The 20,030-nt window shown below is 69.1% G+C and carries 25 protein-coding genes; 11 read left to right on the forward strand and 14 right to left on the reverse strand.

Going from position 1 to position 20,030, the window contains the following annotated elements; genetic code table 11:
- The first annotated feature begins 168 nt into the window (after positions 1-168).
- From cysD to cysC, 3 genes are all read left to right on the forward strand, one after another.
- A complete protein-coding gene (cysD, locus tag ACFWQC_RS09650; protein WP_378676410.1) occupies positions 169-1,083 on the forward strand; it encodes a sulfate adenylyltransferase subunit CysD in 915 nt (304 codons plus the stop codon).
- Positions 1,083-2,333 carry a GTP-binding protein gene (locus tag ACFWQC_RS09655; protein WP_355021524.1) on the forward strand — a complete coding sequence of 417 codons (1,251 nt, stop codon included), beginning with the start codon at positions 1,083-1,085 and terminating at the stop codon, positions 2,331-2,333. Before cysD ends, ACFWQC_RS09655 begins: the two co-directional genes overlap by 1 nt.
- Positions 2,334-2,559: 226 nt before the next feature.
- Positions 2,560-3,762 carry an adenylyl-sulfate kinase gene (gene cysC, locus ACFWQC_RS09660; RefSeq protein WP_378676414.1) on the forward strand — a complete coding sequence of 401 codons (1,203 nt, stop codon included), beginning with the start codon at positions 2,560-2,562 and terminating at the stop codon, positions 3,760-3,762.
- Between the two features lie 101 nt (positions 3,763-3,863).
- On the opposite strand, the gene ACFWQC_RS09665 is transcribed toward cysC, so the two are convergent.
- The 3 genes from ACFWQC_RS09665 to ACFWQC_RS09675 are packed head-to-tail and all read right to left on the reverse strand — an operon-like array spanning position 3,864 to position 5,593.
- A complete protein-coding gene (locus ACFWQC_RS09665; RefSeq protein ID WP_355229437.1) occupies positions 3,864-4,688 on the reverse strand; it encodes a 3-keto-5-aminohexanoate cleavage protein in 825 nt (274 codons plus the stop codon).
- 55 nt (positions 4,689-4,743) lie between these two features.
- Complete coding sequence (locus ACFWQC_RS09670) at positions 4,744-5,298, reverse strand: hypothetical protein (RefSeq protein WP_378676417.1); 555 nt, start codon at positions 5,296-5,298, stop codon at positions 4,744-4,746.
- Entirely contained in the window at positions 5,282-5,593 is a 312-nt protein-coding gene (locus tag ACFWQC_RS09675; protein ID WP_378676420.1) for a hypothetical protein, read from the reverse strand. The genes ACFWQC_RS09670 and ACFWQC_RS09675 overlap by 17 nt, the downstream gene beginning before the upstream one ends.
- A gap of 158 nt (positions 5,594-5,751) precedes the next feature.
- Here ACFWQC_RS09675 and ACFWQC_RS09680 point away from each other — a divergent pair, with 158 nt between their 5' ends.
- Entirely contained in the window at positions 5,752-6,270 is a 519-nt protein-coding gene (locus tag ACFWQC_RS09680; protein WP_378676422.1) for an RNA polymerase sigma factor, read from the forward strand.
- Positions 6,271-6,299: 29 nt separating this feature from the next.
- A complete protein-coding gene (locus tag ACFWQC_RS09685; protein ID WP_378676425.1) occupies positions 6,300-6,890 on the forward strand; it encodes a hypothetical protein in 591 nt (196 codons plus the stop codon).
- A gap of 74 nt (positions 6,891-6,964) precedes the next feature.
- Here the strand turns inward: ACFWQC_RS09685 and ACFWQC_RS09690 are convergent, their stop codons facing one another.
- The 5 genes from ACFWQC_RS09690 to ACFWQC_RS09710 form a co-directional block, all read right to left on the reverse strand.
- Entirely contained in the window at positions 6,965-7,264 is a 300-nt protein-coding gene (locus ACFWQC_RS09690; RefSeq protein ID WP_357334369.1) for a DUF1416 domain-containing protein, read from the reverse strand.
- A gap of 2 nt (positions 7,265-7,266) precedes the next feature.
- Positions 7,267-8,115 (reverse strand): sulfurtransferase, encoded by an 849-nt coding sequence (locus tag ACFWQC_RS09695; protein WP_378676430.1) that lies wholly within the window; start codon positions 8,113-8,115, stop codon positions 7,267-7,269.
- 52 nt (positions 8,116-8,167) lie between these two features.
- Positions 8,168-8,629 carry a DUF4395 domain-containing protein gene (locus tag ACFWQC_RS09700; protein ID WP_378676433.1) on the reverse strand — a complete coding sequence of 154 codons (462 nt, stop codon included), beginning with the start codon at positions 8,627-8,629 and terminating at the stop codon, positions 8,168-8,170.
- Positions 8,630-8,870: 241 nt separating this feature from the next.
- Positions 8,871-9,332 carry a thioredoxin family protein gene (locus ACFWQC_RS09705; protein ID WP_378676435.1) on the reverse strand — a complete coding sequence of 154 codons (462 nt, stop codon included), beginning with the start codon at positions 9,330-9,332 and terminating at the stop codon, positions 8,871-8,873.
- 29 nt (positions 9,333-9,361) lie between these two features.
- A complete protein-coding gene (locus ACFWQC_RS09710; RefSeq protein WP_378676438.1) occupies positions 9,362-9,652 on the reverse strand; it encodes a MerR family transcriptional regulator in 291 nt (96 codons plus the stop codon).
- A gap of 95 nt (positions 9,653-9,747) precedes the next feature.
- Here ACFWQC_RS09710 and ACFWQC_RS09715 point away from each other — a divergent pair, with 95 nt between their 5' ends.
- Positions 9,748-10,182: an Hsp20/alpha crystallin family protein gene (locus ACFWQC_RS09715; RefSeq protein ID WP_378676441.1), complete on the forward strand. Its 435-nt coding sequence runs from the start codon at positions 9,748-9,750 to the stop codon at positions 10,180-10,182.
- Between the two features lie 150 nt (positions 10,183-10,332).
- Here the strand turns inward: ACFWQC_RS09715 and ACFWQC_RS09720 are convergent, their stop codons facing one another.
- Positions 10,333-10,602 (reverse strand): MoaD/ThiS family protein, encoded by a 270-nt coding sequence (locus tag ACFWQC_RS09720; protein ID WP_160026766.1) that lies wholly within the window; start codon positions 10,600-10,602, stop codon positions 10,333-10,335.
- Between the two features lie 122 nt (positions 10,603-10,724).
- Here ACFWQC_RS09720 and ACFWQC_RS09725 point away from each other — a divergent pair, with 122 nt between their 5' ends.
- Genes ACFWQC_RS09725 through ACFWQC_RS09735 form a run of 3 tightly spaced genes read left to right on the forward strand, consistent with a single transcriptional unit; the run spans position 10,725 to position 13,333 of the window.
- Positions 10,725-11,471, forward strand: a complete 747-nt coding sequence (locus tag ACFWQC_RS09725; protein ID WP_378676445.1) for a response regulator transcription factor — start codon at positions 10,725-10,727, stop codon at positions 11,469-11,471.
- Between the two features lie 9 nt (positions 11,472-11,480).
- The gene (mshD, locus tag ACFWQC_RS09730) at positions 11,481-12,329 is read left to right on the forward strand and encodes a mycothiol synthase (protein WP_378676448.1); all 849 of its coding nucleotides are present in this window, start codon (positions 11,481-11,483) and stop codon (positions 12,327-12,329) included.
- 11 nt (positions 12,330-12,340) lie between these two features.
- Complete coding sequence (locus ACFWQC_RS09735) at positions 12,341-13,333, forward strand: ADP-ribosylglycohydrolase family protein (protein ID WP_378676450.1); 993 nt, start codon at positions 12,341-12,343, stop codon at positions 13,331-13,333.
- Here the strand turns inward: ACFWQC_RS09735 and ACFWQC_RS09740 are convergent.
- From ACFWQC_RS09740 to ACFWQC_RS09755, 4 genes are all read right to left on the reverse strand, one after another.
- A complete protein-coding gene (locus ACFWQC_RS09740) occupies positions 13,258-13,785 on the reverse strand; it encodes a hypothetical protein (protein ID WP_378676452.1) in 528 nt (175 codons plus the stop codon). The genes ACFWQC_RS09735 and ACFWQC_RS09740 overlap by 76 nt on opposite strands.
- Before the next feature lie 91 nt (positions 13,786-13,876).
- Positions 13,877-14,830 (reverse strand): YgfZ/GcvT domain-containing protein, encoded by a 954-nt coding sequence (locus ACFWQC_RS09745; protein WP_378676455.1) that lies wholly within the window; start codon positions 14,828-14,830, stop codon positions 13,877-13,879.
- Positions 14,827-15,261, reverse strand: a complete 435-nt coding sequence (locus tag ACFWQC_RS09750) for a Fur family transcriptional regulator (RefSeq protein WP_378676458.1) — start codon at positions 15,259-15,261, stop codon at positions 14,827-14,829. The genes ACFWQC_RS09745 and ACFWQC_RS09750 overlap by 4 nt, the downstream gene beginning before the upstream one ends.
- 5 nt (positions 15,262-15,266) lie before the next feature.
- Positions 15,267-15,767 (reverse strand): FABP family protein, encoded by a 501-nt coding sequence (locus tag ACFWQC_RS09755; RefSeq protein WP_378676461.1) that lies wholly within the window; start codon positions 15,765-15,767, stop codon positions 15,267-15,269.
- A gap of 60 nt (positions 15,768-15,827) precedes the next feature.
- On the opposite strand from ACFWQC_RS09755, the gene ACFWQC_RS09760 reads away from it, so the two are divergent.
- Both ACFWQC_RS09760 and ACFWQC_RS09765 read left to right on the forward strand, forming a co-directional pair.
- On the forward strand, positions 15,828-16,187 hold the full coding sequence (locus tag ACFWQC_RS09760) for a DsrE family protein (protein ID WP_378676463.1): 360 nt from the start codon (positions 15,828-15,830) through the stop codon (positions 16,185-16,187).
- 103 nt (positions 16,188-16,290) lie between these two features.
- A complete protein-coding gene (locus tag ACFWQC_RS09765; protein WP_378676465.1) occupies positions 16,291-18,915 on the forward strand; it encodes a hypothetical protein in 2,625 nt (874 codons plus the stop codon).
- A gap of 15 nt (positions 18,916-18,930) precedes the next feature.
- On the opposite strand, the gene ACFWQC_RS09770 is transcribed toward ACFWQC_RS09765, so the two are convergent.
- A complete protein-coding gene (locus ACFWQC_RS09770; protein ID WP_378676467.1) occupies positions 18,931-19,965 on the reverse strand; it encodes an alpha/beta hydrolase in 1,035 nt (344 codons plus the stop codon).
- Positions 19,966-20,030 lie beyond the last annotated feature (65 nt).

A 20,030-nucleotide genomic window follows, 5' to 3' on the forward strand; every position in this document is an offset into this window, starting at 1 on the left:
CCACGTCACGCCGGCCATCTCACCGTGCGAGTGGCGCTTCCGGACCTGGCCCGTCGCCTGCGTACACTCGGATTCCTGCCCACGCGGGGATGGGACATTTCGCCGTGCCGTGGAAGCCGCCACTAGCATGGGCGCCTCAACCTGACGGAGAGGTCCTCTGGTTCCGTAATGACTGCAACACACGCCGACTACCGGCTCAGCCAGCTCGACCAGCTGGAAGCCGAGTCGATCCACATCTTCCGCGAGGCCGCGGCCGAGTTCGAGAAGCCTGTCCTGATGTTCTCGGGAGGCAAGGACAGCATCGTGATGCTGCGACTTGCGGAGAAGGCCTTCTTCCCTGCCAAGATCCCGTTCCCGGTCCTCCAGATCGACAACGGCCTCGACTTCCCCGAGGTCGCCGAGACCCGTGACCGCTGGGTCAGCCGTCTGGGCGTACGCCTGGTGATCGCGAGCATCGATGACGCCATCGCGCGCGGCATCGTCGTCGACGACGGCAAGACCTCGCGCAACCGGCTCCAGACCCCCACCCTGCTGAACGCGATCGAGGAGAACGGCTTCACCGCCGCCTTCGGTGGCGGTCGCCGCGACGAGGAGAAGGCCCGCGCCAAGGAGCGCGTCTACTCCCACCGCGACGAGTTCGGCCAGTGGGACCCCAAGATGCAGCGCCCCGAGCTCTGGTCGCTCTACAACGGCCGCCTGCACGAGGGCGAGCACATGCGGATCTTCCCGATCTCCAACTGGACCGAGCTCGACATCTGGGACTACATCGGCCGCGAAGGCATCGAGATCCCGCAGGTCTACTTCGCCCACCAGCGTCGCGTCTTCGAGCGCGACGGCATGCTGCTGACCGAGACCCCGCTCAACCCGCTGCGTGAGGGCGAGGTCGCCACCGAGCGTACGGTCCGCTACCGCACCTGCGGCGACATGACGCTGACCGGCTGCGTCGAGTCGACCGCATCCACGATCCCCGAGATCATCGAGGAGGTCGCCGCCGCCCGGGTCACCGAGCGAGGCGCGACCCGCGGTGACGACCGGTTCTCCGAGGCTGCCATGGAGGACCGCAAGAAGGAAGGTTACTTCTGATGGCCATGGACCTTCTGCGGTTCGCCACCGCCGGTTCGGTCGACGACGGCAAGTCCACCCTCATCGGGCGGCTGCTGTTCGACTCGAAGTCGATCTTCACCGACCAGCTCGAGTCGGTCGAGAAGACCTCGCAGGACAAGGGCCACGGCTACGTCGACCTGTCGCTGCTCACGGACGGACTGCGGTCCGAGCGTGAGCAGGGCATCACCATCGACGTGGCCTACCGCTACTTCGCGACGCCCAACCGCAAGTTCATCATCGCCGACACCCCGGGCCACGTGCAGTACACGCGCAACATGGTCACCGGTGCCTCCACCGCCGACCTCGGCCTGGTGCTCGTCGACGCTCGTCACGGTCTGACCGAGCAGTCGCGCCGGCACGCGGTGCTCTTGTCCTTGCTGCGCGTGCCGCACCTGGTGCTGTGCATCAACAAGATGGACCTCGTGGACTACTCCCAGGAGGTCTACAACAAGATCTCGGCCGAGTTCACCGCGTTCGCGACCAAGCTCAACATCCCGGACCTCGAGGTCATCCCGATCTCGGCGCTCCAGGGTGACAACGTGGTGACCCGCTCCACCAGCATGGACTGGTACTCCGGCCCGACGCTGATCCACCACCTCGAGCACGTCCACGTCGCCTCCGACCGCGACCTGGTCGACGTGCGCCTTCCGGTGCAGTACGTCATCCGGCCGAAGTCCGACGACCACCACGACTACCGCGGCTACGCGGGCCAGGTCGCCGGTGGCGTACTCAAGCCGGGCGACGAGGTCATGGTCCTTCCCTCCGGGATGACCAGCAAGATCGCCGGGATCGACCTGTTCGACAAGGAGATCCCCGAGGCGTTCCCGCCGATGTCGGTGACCGTCCGGCTCGAGGACGACGTCGACGTGAGCCGCGGCGACATGATCTCGCGGGTCAAGAACGCCCCCGAGCCGAGCCAGGACATCGACGCGATGATCTGCTGGATGACCAACGCTCCGCTGCGTCCGCGGCAGAAGCTGGCCATCAAGCACACCTCCAACTCGGCGCGAGCGCTGGTCAAGGACATCCAGTACCGCCTGGACGTCAACAGCCTCCACCGCGACCTGGAGACCAAGGAGCTCGGCCTCAACGAGATCGGCCGCGTTCAGCTGCGCACCACCAAGCCGCTGCTGTGCGACCCCTACTCGAAGAACCGCACCACCGGCTCCTTCATCCTCATCGACGAGGCGACCGGCGTCACCGTCGGCGCGGGCATGATCAACGACTGATCATCGGTTTCGTACGAAGCGGCGGCTCCCTGCCCGGGAGCCGCCGCTTCGCGTCTGGCGGCGGGCCGGATGCTGACCGAGGTAACTCAGTCAGCGGTCACTGCCCTCGGGGAGTTCCACGAAGGCAGTGGTCGTTCGCCGAGTTACCTCGGCGGGCATTCAGCGGACCAGTCCACCCACGAGCGTGGTGCGGGCCGCCACCGAGCGCGACGTTAGAGTTCGGGGCGTGCCTGTGCCGCAGTACTCTCCCTCTTCCCGTGAGCTCGACGACGTCGAGCTGATCGTCTCCGGAGCCCTTCCCGGGCCGGTCAACGCAGACGGATCGGCCCTGACCCTGCAACTGCCGGCCGCGGTCGAGGGGTCCGCGGTCGCGGCGGGCGCCGTCGAGATCGTCGACCCCGAGGGCCTCCCGCTGGCCCGGGTCAGCTGGCCGGAAGGTGAGGTGACCGAGCTCGCCTCCCCCGCCTACGGCCCGTTCCGGAGGCTCTACCTCACCCCGGAGCAGACCCGGAAGGCGTACGCCGGGCGGACGGTCGTCCCGGTCACCGACGCGCTCACCACCACCGAGATCGCTGAGATCGCGGACCTCGGGCCGGTGCTGCTGCTCGCTCTGGTCGGGCACGGCACACCCGCGCTCTCCCGCGTCGCGCTGCTGCGCGCGTCGTTGCTGGCCGCGGAGGACCTGCCCGACGCGGCCGTCGTCGCGGTGCCGCTGGCGTCGCACGACGACCCCGAGGCCGACCACGCCCTCGGCGTGGCCGTCGTGGAGGCGTACGCCGGGGGTGACCCTATCCACGCGCTCGCCTCTGGCACCTCGACCGAGTCGGCCGACTACACCGAGGCCATCGCCGCGGTCATCGCCTCCGACCAGCCGGCGCCCGAGGACCAGGGCCTGGTCATCTTCTTCACCGGCCTCTCCGGCTCCGGCAAGTCCACCCTCGCCCGCGCCCTGATGGACCGGATCCTCGAGCAGGGTGCGCGCACGGTCACCTCGCTCGACGGCGATGTCGTGCGCCGCAACCTCTCCGCCGGGCTGACCTTCTCCAAGGAGGACCGGGAGACCAACATCCGCCGCATCGGCTGGGTCGCCGCCGAGATCTCCCGCCACGGCGGCCTCGCCGTCTGCTCCCCCATCGCGCCCTTCGACTCGACCCGCCAGGACGTACGCGGCTACGTCGACGACGCCGGTGGCGCCTTCTTCCTGGTGCACGTGGCCACGCCGCTGGAGGAGTGCGAGCGGCGTGACCGCAAGGGCCTCTACGCCAAGGCCCGACGTGGCGAGATCCCGGAGTTCACCGGGATCTCCTCGCCCTACGAGGAGCCGGCCGACGCCGACGTACGCGTCGACACCACCGGCCGCTCGATCGACGAGGCTCTGGAGGATGTCATCGCCGGCCTGCGCGAGGCCGGCTACCTCGACCTCTCCTGATCCCGCGCCTCAGCGGTCGCGGTAGACCAGCCCGGACAGCCGCCAGGCGAGCATCCGCCGGAACCGCCGACTCGGCGAATCCTGCACTCGGGCGAGCGCGCCTAGCGCTTGAGTCCGAGGAGGGCCCAGGCTTCGTCCGTGCTCATCGGCTCACGCTGGGCGACCGCCGCGGCCTCGACGGCGCGCTCGACGAGCTGGCGGTTGGCGTCGACCGGGACACCCTTGGCGAGGGTGAGTACGTCCTCCATCCCGACCCGCAGATGCCCGCCCATGGCCAGCGAGGTGAGCATGACCGGGAGGGTCGAGCGGCCGATGCCGGTCGCCGACCACGAGGTCACCTCGTCCGGCAGTGCGGCGACGCCGGCGACCAGCGCGGCCGAGGTGCCGGGCATGCCACCGGGCACGCCCATGACGAAGTCGACGTGGACCTTGCCGCCCGCGGGCAGCCCGTACTTCCCCAGCAGCCGCTGCAACGCGGCGACGTGCCCCAGGTCGAAGAGCTCGAACTCCGGCACCACGCCGCGCTCCTGGGTGAGCTGGTAGAGCTCGGCGATGAACGGCCACGGATTGGAGAAGACGTCGTCGCCGAAGTTCGTCGTGCCCATCGTCAGCGAGCACGAGTCCGGCCCGGCGTCGAGCACCTTCAGCCGCTTGTCCAGCGGGTCGTGGACCGAGCCACCGGTGGAGAGCTGCACGATCAGCTCGGTCTTCTCGTGGAGCGCGTCGACGGTCTCGGTGAGCCGTCCCAGATCGAGCGTCGGCGCATGGTCGTCGTCGCGGATGTGGACGTGGATCATCCGCGCTCCCGCCTCCTCGCACTCGACGGCCGTCGCCACCAGCTCCTCCAGCGTCGTCGGCAGCTGCGGGCAGTCTTCCTTCGCGGTTTCCGCCCCGGTTGGCGCCACGGTCACAAGCAGTCCAGACATGAGGACAACCTATCGTCATATCCTTCTTCAGCCGCAAGATTTCCTTCATCGGGGCTCAGGGCTCGCTGGCGTACACCGGTTGCAGCAACGAGTCGCCGGTCGAAAGCGGCCGGCGCCAGGGGCGCGACCACTCCTGAGTGGCGGCGACGAGGGCCAGCCCGCACCCGACATACAGGACCATTCCGGCGGCGAGGGTCGGAGCAGGCGGGTTGTCCGTGGCTCCACGCGAGAGGATGACGATCGGGGCGACTGACGCGGATGCTCCGACCAGCGTCACCAGCACCCGAACCAGGGGTCTGCGACAGCGCCCGAGGACGACGCCCGTGAGGACGAACGGCACGAGCAGCATCCCGGGCCCGAAGAAGAGCAGCAGTCCAGGCACCGGCGCGAGCCGCCACCATCGCGTACGCCCTGAGAGCCGAGCACCCCGGACGAACCCGAGCCCGATGAACTCGAGCAGTACGAGGCCCGAGATCATGCCGGTCCCCTGCAGGGTGAACGAGGGGTCATCGGTGAAGCACCGCATGAAGAGGCGGGCAGCAACCGCCCAGCCGAGCCCGAACCCGACGAAGAGGAGGACGGAGCGGCCGAGCTCACCGCGCCTGGACACCCGGAGTCCTACCGCCGTGTCCGGCCAGGTTGCGGATGAAGTCGGTGACCCGCCTCACCAGGACGAAGACACTGTCGGTGTGCTGATGCGCGGGCTTCGGAAGCCACTCCACGGCCAGCCCCGGGTTCTGCTCGTAGAGAGCTGCCTGGCGTGCGATCTGCTCGGCGAGCCTCGCCTGTCGACGAGTCTGCCTGGTGATCTGGACGAGGTGTCGGGCCTGAAGGGCGGCGATCTCCCGGTCGCGGTGCTCCGCCGCCAGGTACTGAGCCAAGCGGGGGTCATTCATGTAGGACATTGGTCTCCTCCTTCGAACGTGATGAATTCGTAGAATCGCTTCGAAGACGTCTGTGCCGGCCAGGGAGGGTGACCGGCCGAAGGAGTTTCTTTTCCTGCTCGGGGCTGTCACCCCCAATCCCGTCTCACTCGTCAACGAGAGTGATGGGGACGAGTGCCATGAACGTAGAGATCGTCGCCGGCGAGAGCGCCGACAGCGGGTTTCTCGGGGCGCTGTTCGCGAGCGAGGGAGCGGCTCTGGTGCACATGGCGCGGTGGTACGTCGACGACAAGACTGCGGCCGAGGACCTCGTCCAGGAGGCCTTCATCCGGCTGGCCAGGCATGTCCACCGGCTGCGGGACCGGAGCAAGGCGACGGCGTACCTTCGGCGGACCGTCATCAACCTGGCTCGCGACCACAACCGTCGCGGGTTCGTGTCGTTCCGTCACCGACCACCCGCCCAACCGGACGAGCCGTCGACCGAGGAGGTCGCCGGCGACCGGGCCGCTCGGGCCGAGGTGATCGCCGCACTGCGTGCGCTGCCCATGCGGCAGCGCGAGTGCCTCACGTTGCACTACTACTACGACCTCGGCATCGCCGCGACCGCGGCCGCGCTCGGCCTGTCGGAGAACTCCGTGAAGACCCATCTGAGACGCGGCCGGAAGTCGTTGGCCATGGCCCTGGAGGATGCCCGATGACTCGGCTCGACGAGCTTCTGCGCGACGCGATGGGTGACCCGGAGAACCCACCGCAGCCCTCGGGCGATCTCTTCGCCCGGGTGGTCGGCGGCATCGCCGATGACCGGGAGCGAAGGCGCCGACGCCGCCGCATCGTTGCGCTCGTCGCCGCCGTGGCCATGGCGGTCGGCGCCGTTGCCGTCACCAACAAGATCCGTGAACTGAACGGAGAGGAAACCATGCCCTGGTGGACGCTCGAAATCCTGACGACCGCGATTCTCATCGGCCTCGCACTGTGGCTCGGGCCGCTGATCAAGCGATTCGGCCGTGCGTACGCCGCCGACGTGTTCCATGACAATCCGCGGACCGGCAAGAGCTACATCGTGCTGACCGACATCGTCTACTACCTGATCTTCTCCGCCTACATCCTCTTCACGATTCGGTTCGAGCCGGCCGACTGGTGGCCCACCACAGATGGGGCGATCACGGCTGACCAGCTCAGCGACACGCTCGCTCGGGTCGCCGGGATCCTGTTCATCATCGGCATCCTGCATGCGATCAACATCGTGCTCATGCCGGTGCTGGGGCGACTCTTCTCACTCAACCGGCGGCTTCCGCCGGGCTCGTCGACCCCGGACTGAGTACCAGGCCGGTCCGTGAACGCCGCTGGCCCGCCCTGCCGAAGCAGGACGGGCCAACAAGCATCGGCCAGCGATCAGCCGATCGGGATGGTCACCTCGGCGACATTGCCGACCGCGGCGTGGACCTTCTTGTCCACGGGCTCCGCCTTCGGCGCGAGCGTACGCAGGGTCCACTCGCCGTCCCCGGCGAAGAACCGGAAGTGGCCGGTGGCCGAGGTGGGTACCTCGGCGGTGAACTCGCCGCTGCGGTCGAGCAGCCGGACGTAGGCACCGTGGACCGGCTCGCCACCGCGGGTCACCTGACCCTGGATGACAGCTTCCTTGGCGACATCGACGCCGGCGAGCGAGAGCCCGCCCTCAGTTGCTCCGCACATGCTCAGACCTCCCCGGGCTCGTCGCCGAGCGCCACGGGCACCCCGACGAGCGAGCCGTACTCGGTCCACGAGCCGTCGTAGTTCTTCACGTTCTGGTGGCCGAGGAGCTCCTTGAGCACGAACCAGGTGTGCGAGGAGCGCTCACCGATACGGCACAGGGCGATGGTGTCCCTGCTGTCGTCGAGGCCGGCCTCGCCGTAGATCTCACGCAGCTCGTCGTCGGACCTGAAGGTGCCGTCGTCGTTGGCCGCCTTGCTCCACGGCACGTTGATCGAGGTCGGCACGTGGCCGGCGCGCTGAGCCTGCTCCTGCGGCAGGTGGGCCGGAGCCATCAGACGACCGGCATACTCGTCCGGCGACCGCACGTCGACCAGGTTCTTGACGCCGATGGCCTCGACGGTCTCGTCGCGGAAGGCGCGGATCGAGAGGTCCTGGTCCTGGGCGGTGTAGCTCGCCGCCTCGCGGGTGACGGCCTCGTCGGTCAGCTCGCGGGAGTCGAGCTCCCACTTCTTGCGGCCGCCGTCGAGCAGCTTGACGTCCTGGTGGCCGTAGAGCTTGAAGTACCAGAAGGCGTACGCGGCGAACCAGTTGTTGTTGCCGCCATAGAGCACCACAGTGTCGTCGTTGGAGACGCCCCGCTCGGAGAGCAGTGCGGAGAACTGGTCCTTGCTGACGAAGTCGCGGCGCACCTGGTCCTGCAGGTCGGTGGTCCAGTCGAGCTTGATCGCGCCCTTGATGTGGCCCTTGTCGTAGGCGGTGGTGTCTTCGTCGACCTCGATCAGCACCACCTTCGGGTCATCGAGGTGCTCCTCCACCCACTGGGCGGAGACGAGGGAGTTCTCGCGGGTCATCTAGGTACCTTTCGTTTGCCATAAAAAATGGTTCAGTCTTGCGTTCAGGGGGTCAGGCCGACGGGGTGGGAGCCAGTCGCCTGATCAGCAGGTAGAGCTCGCAGCCGAGGCAGAACTTGAAGACGGCGTTGAGCACGGCCGCGACCAGCGCGAGGCCGAGGGCGATCTGCGCCACGACCGTGGCGCCGACCAGGAAGCCGACGAGCGCGACCAGCACGAAGGCGAGGCCTACGCCCTGGGCGAACCGGGGCGGTGCCGGGTCCTCGAGCTCGTCCGGGGCGCCGAGGCGGGGACGTACGAACTTCTTGAAGAGCCAGGCGTGTGGGGTCCGCTGAACGCCGAGACCCGCCCCGATCGCGAAGAGCACGGTCTGGATGACCGTCACCACCAGAGCCCATGGCTGCGGGAGCAGCAGAGCCAGGAGGAGTACGACAACGGTCAGCGCCGCAGCGAACTGCGGGCCACGAGGGTCGATTCCGGTCTGTGTCGCCGTCTGGCCTGAGGTCTCGGACATGGGTGTGCTCCTGCGAGAGTGGAGGAAAGGTCGTCAGGACGAGCCTGACAGGCGAAAGCGATCCCCAGGGTCGACTCGGTCGACAATCTCAGGGAATCAGCGGCAGGAACGACACAGCGCCGAGCGCACGCGGCAGTGATCCACTGCGCGGCGCTTGGTCAGCATGGTCGAGAACATGCGATGACAGTAGCGCGATGCTCGACGGGCACGAAACGCATGTCTCATAATGCGGACCGACGTGTCACGATTCGAGATCATAGGCCGGGATCGCGCTCAGCACTTGCTCCTTGCGCGGCGCACCGGAGGCCCGGGCGACCTCGTTGCCGGCACCGTCCAGCACCAGCGTGGTAGGAGTCCGCAGGACGTCGAGACGGCGGACCAGGTCGAGGTGGTGCTCGGCGTCGACCTCGATGTGAACGACACCCGGAACGATATCGGCGACCTCGCCCAGGATCCTCCGGGTCGCCCGGCAGGGCGCGCAGAAGGCGCTGGAGAACTGCACGAGCGTCGCACGCTCACCAAGCTCGGCCTCGCCCAGCGCGTCGGTGACCGCATCCCACGCGTGCGACTCGGGCGCGTGTTCCTCGTGGGCCACGTGGAGCTCCTTAGTGCCTCGGAAGCGGCCGTCGGTGAGCAGCCGGAACAGCCCGAATGCCAGGGCGACGGCTATCGCGATGACGGCGATCCAAGATCCGGTGCTCATGTGACTATTGAACCGGCAAGCTGCCCGAGTCATTCCCCCGCGGCGTGCCGAAGCCTCTCGTTGACCACTTTCAGGCGGCGTACGTCCTCCTCCAGGGCCAGCACACAGGCGATGCCGGCAAGGTTGAGACCGTCGGCGAGCAGGTCCCGGATGCGGACGAGCCGCTCGATGTCGGCGACGGAGTAGAGCCGGGTGCCGCCCGCGGTGCGCGCAGGGTCGACCAGGCCCCGGCGCTCGTAGACGCGGAGGTTCTGGATCTGCATCTCGGCCATCTCCGCGGCCACCGAGATGGCGTAGACAGCCCTGGTTCGCTCCGTCACGCGATCAATTCTGACACGAGGACTTGAAATCATCTAACTGCTGGGATATATGAAAGGTGTAACCGCTGATATAGATTCCGTCAGGAGGGAATCCCATGCTGATCCGAAGCACCGATCCGTTCCGCGAGTTCGACCGCATCACCCAGCAGCTCCTGGGCGGCGGCACCACCAACCGTCCGGCCGTGATGCCCATGGATGCCTGGCGCGAGGGCGACCGGTTCGTCATCGAGTTCGACCTTCCCGGCGTCAGCCCGGACACGATCGACCTGGACGTCGAGCGCAACGTACTCACCGTCAAGGCCGAGCGGGTCGCCAAGAACGGCGACTGGCAGATGCTTGCCAACGAGCGCGTCCGCGGCAGCTTCAGCCGCCAGCTCGTTCTCGGTGACAACCTCGACCTCGACCGCATCGAGGCTGCGTACGACGCCGGCGTGCTGCGCCTGGTCGTGCCGGTCGCCGAGAAGGCCAAGCCGCGCAAGATCCAGGTCGCCACGAGCCCCCAGTCGGAGCCTGCCGCGATCGAGGGCTGAGGAGCGAGGTCAAGTGCCGAGCTTGCTCGTGTACTTGCGCCGAGCGACGAAGACCCGCCGCCGAAGGCGGCCGCGCTGACACACGTGCCCGCCCCGGCAGGCCCTTACGCAGGCGAGTCTCCGGGTGCGGGCTCCCCAACCCTCTGCGACCTAGCCGCCGGCGAACGGCGGAAGGAACTCGACCGTCGACCCCGGTGGGACCTCGATCCCGCCGGGGTCGCCCGTACCCGCCGGGCGGTCGCCGATGAGTGCCGAGCAGACCTTCAGGACCTCGGGGAGGCGGGTGTCGGCGTGCAGCTCCGCGGCGCGGCGTACGACTTCTGCCAGCGTCAGCGGGCCGTCGACCTCGAATCGGTCGGACGGAGTCCCGGCCGCCGACTTGGCCGCGGCCCAGTAGCGGACCTCTATAACATTCGTCACTTTCTCGTGGACATCCTTCCTATGTCACCGTCAGGTTTCGTTAATATGGTGCAACGATCACCTCACCGAGGCTCAATGTTGCGTTTCGGTGCTCCTCTTTCTCTGACCGAGAGGCACCCCCCATGAGCTCGCTTCTGTTGTTGACCAGTTCGCTCCAGCCTTCGACAGATGTCCTGCCCGGGCTCTCGCTCCTCGGCCATCAGGTGAAGATCCTTCCTGCTGAAGGTAGCGCGCTTCTCGAGGCGCCCGACTCCGACCTGCTGCTCGTAGACGGCCGGCAGGACCTCGCCCAGGCCCGTGACCTGTGCCGCCTGATCCGCACGACCGGCACCGACATCCCCGTTCTGCTGATCGCCACCGAGGGTGGCCTCGCCGTCGTCGCCCACGACTGGGGCATGGACGACGTCGTGCTGCACACCTGCGGTCCGGCCGAGCTCGAGGCCCGGATCAAGCTCGCGATCGGCCGCATCTCGGCGGCCCGCGAGGCCTCCGACCCCGAGGCCCACGTCATCCGCTCCGGCGAGGTCGTCGTCGACGACGCCACCTACACCGCCAAGATCGGCGGCCGCCCGCTCGACCTGACCTTCAAGGAGTTCGAGCTCCTGAAGTTCCTCGCCCAGCACCCGGGCCGCGTCTTCTCCCGCCAGCAGCTGCTGCAGGAGGTGTGGGGCTATGACTACTTCGGGGGCACCCGCACCGTCGACGTCCACGTACGTCGCCTGCGCGCCAAGCTCGGCCCTGAGAACGAGACCCTCATCGGCACCGTCCGCAACGTCGGCTACCGCTTCGTGCTGCCGTCGAAGAACAACGAGGCCGCCGCCGACGGCGCCCGGCTGACCCCGTCTCCTCGTCTGGGGGCCGGCGCCTAGGCTGCTCCTATGGCACTCACCGTCGACCAGGTCCTGGCCATCGCGAAGGCGACCGAGGCGTACGACGGCGTGGCGCCGCTCGATGAGGCGACCCTCCTGACGCTGCGCAACCGTCCGGAGGACGCCACGATCTGGGGGGACGTACGCGGCTTCGGGCTGATGATCGGCACCGAGCTGTCGCTGGTGGTGCTGACCCAGCATCGCGGTGTCGGCCTAGGTCGTCATCTGCTGCTCCGGGCGCCGTCGCCGGCGCCCGGGACCACGGCCTGGTCCCATGGGGACAACCCGGCGGCCGCCCGGCTGGCCGCGACACAGGGTTGGGAGCGCACCCGTGAGCTGTGGGTGATGCGGCGCCCGGTCGCCGGCCTGCCGCCGGCTCCGGAGACCCCGGACGGCATCGTCGTACGCGGCTTCGAGCCCGGCGACGAGGCCGAGCTGATCCGGGTCAACGCCGCCGCCTTCGCGCACCACCCCGAGCAGGGATCGCTGGACGAGGCCGGTCTGCGGGAGCGGATGTCGGAGCCGTGGTTCGACCCGTCGGGGCTGGTCACCGCGTGGGAGGGCGAGAAGCTCCTGGCGTTCCACTGGACCAAGCGCCACAGCGAGACCGAGGGCGAGGTCTACGTCGTCGGTGTCGATCCCGCCGCGCAGGGCCGCGGCCTCGGCAAGCTGGTCACCCTCCTCGGGCTGCGCTATTTGGCCGCCTCCGGCGGCGGGACCACAACTGCCAGAGAGGGTGGGGTTACGAACATCCATCTCTATGTCGAGGGCGACAACACCCCCGCCGTACGCCTCTACGAAGGCCTCGGTTTCACCCGTGCGGCGGCGGACACGCACGTCCAGTACACCCGCGGCTAGTCTTCGGTCGCGTGAAGCTGACCGATTCCCATCTCACCAAGTCTCAGAGTGACCGGGCCGTCGGGGCCATCGTCGGAACCGCCGTGGCGGATGCGCTCGGGGCTCACTACGAGTTCGACCGCCCTCGGCTCGGCGCGGACGAGAAGGCGCAGATGCTCGGCGGCGGGCTCGGCCCGTTCGCGCCCGGGGAGTGGACCGACGACACGACGATGGCGTGGTGCATCCTCGACGTCACCGCGGGCGGTCTCGACCTGCGTACCGAGGAGGGGCTGACCGCGGTCGCCCGCAACTTCCGGACGTGGGCGGAGTCGGAGCCGAAGGACATCGGCAACCAGACCGCCCGGGTGCTCAACACCGCCGGTCCCGCGCCGACCGCCGCGCAGCTGCGGCACGTCTCGGAGAAGCTGCATGAGATGACCGGTCGCACGGGAGGCAACGGCTCCCTGATGCGTACCGCTCCGGTCCCGCTCCGCTATCTCGGCGACCGTCCGGCGCTCGCCGAGGCAGCCGCCTCGGTGAGCGCCCTGACCCACTGGGACGAGCACGCCCGGTCCGGATGCGTCCTGTGGTCCCTGGCGATCGAGCACGCGGTGATGCACGGCGAGCTCGACGTACGCTCCGGCCTCTCCCTCCTCTCCCCCGCCGAGGCCACCTTCTGGACCGAGAGGCTCGACGAGGCCGAGACCGAGCCGCCGGCGACCTTCAACCCCAACGGCTGGGTCGTCACCGCGCTGCAGGCCGCCTGGTCCTCGATCGCCCAGACCCCCGTGCCCGAGGCCGACCCGTCGAGCCACTACGTCGACGCGCTCAACACCGCCATCCGGATCGGCAACGACACCGACACGGTCGCCGCCATCGCCGGCGGGCTCCTCGGCGCCCGGTGGGGCGCCTCCGCCATCCCGGCCGAGTGGCGCGCCCTCAGCCACGGCTACCCCGGCATCCGCGGTGACGTCCTCACCACTCTCGCCCTCGATGCCGTTGCCGCCGGGTTCGCTGGTTCCTGAGCGTTCAGTCCGACCGCGCCGAGAACCAGCATCAACGCCAGCGCGCTGAGAGCTCCGGTGATCAGGAGCGCCGTGCCCAGCCCGGGCAGGTAGTTCAGCAGTTGATCCGATCGAGCGACCCAGACCGCGAACAAGCCCGTACCGACGGCGGAGATGATGCCCATGACGGTCCCGACGCCATTGAGGAACATCAGCGGAATCCCGACGAGCACCAGACACCCGAGGAGCATCGACGGAAGGTAGACGTCCACGGTGACCGCGAACCCGTGACCAGCCTCCAGATCCAGCATCGGGTCGCTCGTCGGCGTCAGGAAGTACAGGCCGCGTATGAGAGCGCCCCATGCCATCGCGAGCGGTAGCGCAGCCACCGCACGAAGGCCCCGCCCTGGATCTCCCGAGCGATTCGGCGACGCCCCGGGATCCATGACGCCGCTGAACTCAGTCTCAGACATGACCGGAGCATTCCAGATCCTCCGATGCCCCATGTGGGTTTCATCGCTGATTGACCCGGCAGTCCACCAGACCGGCTGCCGGGCATCAGCCTTACCGCAGCGGGCGGATGTGGAGGCCGATCTCGGGGTCGACGAGGACCTCCTGAGCAACCGGCATCCCGTCCACGACGAGCTGCGCGTCCACAGGTACGTTGCGCTTGACCAGCCCCAACGCGATCGGGCCGAGCTCGTGGTGGCGAGCCGACGAGCCGACGAAGCCGACCGTCTTCTCACCGAAGACCAGCTCCGAACCCGCGGTCGGCAGCCGGTTCTCGGAGCCGTCGAGGTGGAGCAGCACGAGGCGACGCGGCGGACGGCCGAGCGTGTGGACCCGGGCGACCGTCTCCTGGCCGCGGTAGCAGCCCTTGTCGAGATGGACCGCGTACTCCGGGCCGACGGTCTCTTCCGAACCGGGCACCCAGCCGACCTCGTTGGGGATCGTGCGCGCATCGGTGTCCACGCCGAACCGCGGCTCACCGCGCTCGATCCGAAGGGCCTCGAACGCCCAGAACCCGCAGGCGGGGCCCGCGGCAGCGGCGTACGTCTCCAAAGACTCGCGCGGGACGAACGAGTAGCCCTGCTCGGGACGCCAGACGGAGGCCTGCGACGGCTCTGCCGCCACGGTCACGTCGGACCAGAACTTCATCCGCTCCAGGTAGGCGACCAGAGCCTCGCCGGCCCCCGGCTCGGTCCACGCCAGGAAGGAGGAGCCGTCGTCGACGCCGGAGAAGAAGTGCTCGACATGACCCTGCGGCGACAGGATGAGGGACGAGGTCCAGACCCCGGGAGCCAGTCCCTCGAAGGCCTGCGAGGTCAGCGAGTGCAGCCAGGTCAGCCGGTCGGGACCGGCGATCCGTAGGACGTCACGGTGGGAGAGGTCGACGAATCCCTCACCGGAGGCCAACGTCCGCTGCTCCACGTTGAACGATCCGTAGTGCGCGGCGACGGGTGCGTCGGCACCATCGCCGGCGACGGCACCGGGCAGGGACAACAACGGACTGGTCATGATGGCTCCTCGGAAGAACAGTCGACGCACGCCCCGAAGACGGTCAGATGAGCGACATCTACCTCGAAGGCGTACTCCTCACGCAGCCGCTCGCTGATTCCGTCGGCCACTGAGGGGTCAACACTGGTGACCTTCTGACACTTCCTGCAAACCGCATGAAAATGCGGCCGGCCGGAGACCGAGTGGTAGGTCGAGGCCCGCTCGCCCAGGTGGGCGTGGCGCACCAGTCCCAGCTCCTCGAGCACCTCGAGGTTGCGATAGACGGTGGACAGGTTGATCGCCGAGGACGACTCGCGTACGACCGCGAGCACCTCCTCGGGGGTGGCGTGCCGCAGCCGCTCGATGGCGCCGAGGACCAGCTCGCGCTGGGGCGTGAGTCGATAGCCCTTCGCCCGAAGGGCTTCGCGCCAGTCCTCGGCCGCCTCGGTCATCGCTACTACTTGGCTCGCTTGAGCCGCGCCCACAGGTGCGGCTGCAGCGCCTGGCCCATCGCGGCCATGTCGAAGGCGTAGAGAAGGTCGCCCTCGACGTTGCCGTAGAGGCGCTTGCCAGCGGTGTACTCCTTCGCCGTCTCGGTGCGGGCGACCGCGTCGGTGGTGAGGTCGAGCTTGCCACCCTCGGCCTTGCCGTACCAGACCTCGACGATGCCGGTGTTGTGCGTCATCACCCACTCGACCTCGCCCTCGGGGCGGAAGCGCACGAAGCCGGTCTCCAGCGCCGCGTCGCGCACCTTCTCGCCGGTCTCGGGGTCGATGATCCACGAGCGCGCGAAGTAGTGGAAGAACGGTCGCCCGTCGTGGGTGAAGATCAGCTCCTGCCCGAACTCGAACTTGTCGATCGTCGGATAGTCACCGTGTCCGTTGCCCTGCCAGGTGCCGAGCATCCACGCACAGGGACCGGCATCGGGGTGAAGGTTCTCCGGAAGTTCGAAAGCCACACCCCGAGTTTAGGCCGTACGTCGGCTACGACCCGAAACGCAAGCGCTAGTGTGCTCGGCATGCAAGAACTCGTGGTGAAGGTGACCGTGGGTGCCGAGGCGCCCGAGCGTACGAACCAGGCCTTCACGGTCGCCTCTGCGGCCGCGACCGCCGGCGCGAAGGTGTCCCTCTGGCTCACCGGTGAGGCGACATGGTTCGCGGTGCCCGGGCGCGCGGAGGAGTTCACGCTGGAGAACTCGGCGCCGCTGCAGGAGCTGATCGGGCTGGTCATCGAGGCCGGGCAGGTGACCGTGTGCAGCCAGTGCGCCTCACGTCGCGAACTTTCCGAGGACGACCTCATCGACGGCGTCGTCATCAAGGGCGCGGTCGTGTTCGCCGAGGAGATCCTGCGCGAAGGCGTGCAGGCGCTCGTCTACTGAGACCCCACTACCAGAACTACAACAATGTAGTTCCAGGTAGCAGGCGTGTTAATCCTCTCGGAGACTCCACACACCACCTACTTCGCCGTTAGCATTCACCCTCGTGAGCACGCAGACCCCCAGTGGCAAGTGGTGGAGCCGGGATTCGGCCGCCCAGCCGGGTGACGACGAGGACCTGACGGCGCGTGCTGCGGAGTTGGCCCGCGCCGCTGCCGCAGCCGAGTCACTTCGCATCGCAGCCGAGCAGGCGGCCGCCGAGCAGGCGGCCGAGCGGCTGGTTGCCGAGGAAGCTGCCGCGGAGCACGCCACCGCCCGCGGGAAGGCCGACGAGACCGCGAAGCTGCACGCCCAGCTGGCCGCCGACGCCCACCAGGCGCGTGAGGTCGCGGAGAAGGCAGCCGAGAAGTACGCCCTCGCCAGGGTCGAGGCCGAGAAGCTCGCCGACACCCGGGCCAAGGAGCGCGCCGAGGCCGAGGAGGCCGCGGTCGCGAGGGGCAAGGAGCTGGAGGCGGCCGAGAGCCGACTGCTCGAGGCAGCCCGTGTCGCCGACGAGCAGGCCAGCGCACGCACCGAGGCCGAGGAGTCCGCCCGAGCCAGGGCCGAGGAGGCCGCCGCCGCGGCCGCTTCCGCCGCTGAGGCCCACACGAAGGCAGCCGAGCACGCCGAGCTGGCCCAGGCCGCCTACGCCGCGCGCAGCGTCGCGGAGGCAGCCGCCGAGGACCGTCTCGAAGAGATGGACGAGCTTCGCGACGCGCTGGCCGCAGCCGAGAAGGCCGCCCGCAAGGCCGCCGACGAGGCCCGCGCCGCCTACGACGCACGCAGCGAGGCGGAGGCCGCCGCCGAGGCCGCCTACACCGCTCGCGCCGCGGCCGACACCCGTTCCGAGGAGCTCGCGCGGATGCGCGAGGAGGCCGACGCGGCCGCAGCCGGCCGGGCCGACGAGGCGCTCGCCGCGTTCACCGCACGCCAGGCCGCCGAGCAGGCTGCCAACGACCGGGCGACCGAGGCCGAGAAGGCCGCCGCCGCACGCATCACGGCCGAGGAGTCCGCGGTCGCGATGGCGACCCAGGCCGAGCTTGCCGAGCAGGCCCGCAAGGAGGCCGAGGCTGCGGCCGAGGCCGCCTATGCCGCTGCCGAGGAAGCGGCGACCGCCCGCGCCGAGGCCGAGGAAGCGGCGAAGGAGGCCTTCGAGGAGCGCAAGTCCGCCGACGCCAACGCCGAGGACCACGCGATGACCCGGGCCGCGGCCGAGGCCACCGCGGCCGACCAGTACGCCGTCGCAGCCGAGGCGCTTGCCGCGCGCACCGAGGCGGAGGAGGCCGCGCTGCGCGCCTTCAAGGCCGCCGACGCCGCCAACGACGCCCGTCTCGAGGCCGAGAAGAGCGCGAAGCAGTACGCCGAGTTCGCCGCTGCCGCCGCGCACGAGGCCAACGAGAACGAGGAGCGCTACCGGCAGCTCACCGAGCTCGCCTCCCAGGCCGAGCAGGCGGCCGAGTCCGCCAACCTCGCCCGGATGGCGGCCGACCAGCGCGCCTCCGAGCACGCCGATCTCGCGGTGCAGGCCCTGGAGGGCCGCCGCGCCGCCGAGCGGGCCGCTACCGAGGCCAACGAGGGTCGTCGCGCGGCGGAGTCCGCGCTGCGTACCGCCCACGAGTCGATGACCGAGCTCATCACCGGACAGGCCCACGAGCGCGAAGAGGCCGAGCGCCGGATGACGGAGATGATGAACCGTCTCGCCGACGTCCAGCAGCAGGCCGCCGACGCCGTGCGCCTTCGGGCCGAGGCCGAGGAGGTCGCCGGCCAGAAGGCGATCGACCGTCAGGCCGTCGAGGCTTCGATCCTGCACAACACCCAGCTGGTCGAGCAGGCCATCGTGGACCGGCAGATCGCCGAGCGCCGTAGCGCCCAGCTCGCCAAGCAGCTCGCCGACCTGCGCGAGGCCGTCATGCTCGCGGTCAAGGGCGGCAGCACCAACAAGCGTGCGATGCAGGCCCTCGAGCTCACCCTCGCCGCTACCCCGTCGCCGCCCGAGGCGCAGTTCCCCATCCCGGACGCTCCCGACGAGGCACTCCTGGTCGAGCCCCTCGCACCCGTCGAGCGCACTGCGTTGGTCGAGCCTGTCGAGACCACCGCTCCGGCACCGGTCGACTCACCGGCAGCGCCGCCGGCCGGTCCTCCGACCGCGCCCGTGACGCTGCCCGAGCGGCAGACCGGCAAGAAGCAGGCCGGCAAGAAGCAGGACTCGCCCGCGGAGCCGGCAGACCTGCCAGACACCCCGAGCGACTCCCTCCCCCAGCGCTCGAGCGGCTGGCTGGCAGCGGTCAAGCTCGCCGAGTCCGGCAAGTTCCCCGGCGCCAAGATCCCCGGTGCCGGCACTGCCGCCCCCGAGGCCGCCACGCCTGCCGGCGAGTCGGAGGGCGAGCCGGTCGGCCCCAAGAGGCTCACCGTCCGCACCTTCAGGCCCGAGGACGGCTCGCTCATGACCGAGAGCACCGTCACGGTCACCGAGGAGGGTGTGCTCGACGTACGCAAGGACGAGCAGACCCACACCTACGACCTCTACGACACCCACACCGACATCACCATCAAGGGTGAGCCGGCTGCCGACGAGTGGGTCGTCGAGTTCAACACCGACGAGGCGGGTGCGGTCAAGGTCGACAAGTCGATGGTCGACCCCGAGGCGTTCCAGCGGGAAGTGCTCCGCTGGCGCCCCGACATGGCCGGCTGAGTGCCGCTCAGGTCGTTACAGGTTCTCCTTCAGGACCTGCGCGATCTCCAGCACGGCAGCGCGTGAGGTACGCCCGGCGCCGACCACGTTCAGGAACCCATGGATCTGGTCGGCGAAGCGCCGGTGCACGACCTTGACCCCGGCCTCGTCGAGCTTGGCGGCGTACGCCTCGCCCTCATCGCGCAGCGGGTCGAAACCCGCGGTCGCGACGTACGCCGGCGCGATCCCGCTCGCCGGGATCTCCGCGTACAGCGGAGCATGGCGCGGGTCGCGGCGATCGATGGTCTCGGGCAGGTAGTTGTTGGTGGCCGCGGCGATGAAGTCGGCGGTCAGGTAGAAGCCCTCGCTGAGATCCTCGCGGCTGCGGGTGTTCGCCTCCGACTGCGTCACCGGGTAGATGAGCAGCTGGAACGCGCAGTCCTCACCGACGGCGAGCGCGACCCCCGCTGCCAGGTTGCCGCCGGCGGAGTCACCGCCGACACCGATCCGGGCCGGGTCCGCACCGAGCTCGGCCGCATGCTCGACCGCCCACCGGAACGCCGCGACGGAGTCGTCGTACGCCGCTGGGAACGGTGACTCCGGCGCCAGCCGGTAGTCGATCGAGAGCACCTTGACACCCGACTCGCTGGCCAGCAGCCGGCAGGGCGCGTCGTGGGAATCGAGGTCACCGAAGATGAAGCCGCCGCCGTGCAGGAAGACCAGCAGCGGCGCGTTGCCCGAGGCGCCCTCCGGGACGTAGAGCCGCGCCTTCAGTCCAGCGGCCCAGAGCTCGCGCACCGACCCGATCTCCTGACGACCGCCGCCGAGCTGCGACTGACGCAGCAGCGCCACCCGCCCCTTCGGGATCGGCAGCGTCGACGGGTCCGGCTCCCCTGACACCTTCATCAGCGCGAGCATGATCTGCGTGTCCACCGCGAGCGTCTGCCCGTCGTACGTCACCGGCTTGCCCACGAGCCGCCGCTGAACCACCGCCGGCAGGTTCAACGCCCCCGCGAACGCCAGGCCCTTGATCGGGGTCACCAGCGGATCAATCAGCGCAAGAATCGACATGCCCATAAACTACCCGCTAGTAGGGACATCGTGTAACAGGTAGTTCATGAGACGTACGGTGGAAT

It is taken from the genome of Nocardioides sp. NPDC058538 (genome assembly GCF_042719275.1).
In the GTDB taxonomy this organism is placed as follows: Bacteria; Actinomycetota; Actinomycetes; order Propionibacteriales; family Nocardioidaceae; genus Nocardioides.